General features: G+C 46.3%; 2 pseudogenes. Both read left to right on the plus strand.

The features are described from left to right. Positions 1 to 171, plus strand: a pseudogene (locus R7Z49_RS27280) (cupin domain-containing protein); the annotation flags it as partial. Positions 172 to 377: 206 nt separating this feature from the next. Beyond that, positions 378 to 533 (plus strand): annotated as a pseudogene (locus R7Z49_RS27285) (4-carboxymuconolactone decarboxylase); the annotation flags it as partial.

Here is a 533-nt window from a genome sequence, read left to right on the forward strand (position 1 = left end):
CAAGCGCTCAACGTGGGCGACGTCGTGCATATTGCACCTGGCACTAAGCATTGGCACGGCGCAGCTAAAGACAGCTGGTTTTCACATGTAGCAATAGAAATACCCGCTGAAGGCGCAAGTAATGAGTGGTGTGAACCCGTGACGGACGAAGAGTACGCAGAGCTTGGCTAATTGAACGCTAACTTAGGACGTCGGAGATCTGACAATGACAGGCAAGCCAAGTAAATATCAAACTTAAATGAGCGTAAAGATTGCGCTCATTGGTGTCGCTTTTATGGCTCCTCAAGTCGCTTCGGCATGTGGTCAACCAACGGAAGGTTCTGACGATGATCGCAATTAAAACTTCAATCAAGTCCATATTAATTTGGGTACTGACTATGACAACGATATCCGCTGTTATGCCTGCTTTTGCAACTGATAAATTTAGTAATAAAGAACGAGCCATCGTTCCAATCGCGGCTTTCACCGCAAGCGGTGACGTAGAAAAACTCAAGATTAGCCTGAATGATGGTTTAGAGAGCGGCTTAACGATC

The sequence above is a fragment of the Vibrio sp. 1562 genome (assembly GCF_033340155.1).
Taxonomy (GTDB): domain Bacteria; phylum Pseudomonadota; class Gammaproteobacteria; order Enterobacterales; family Vibrionaceae; genus Vibrio; species Vibrio alginolyticus.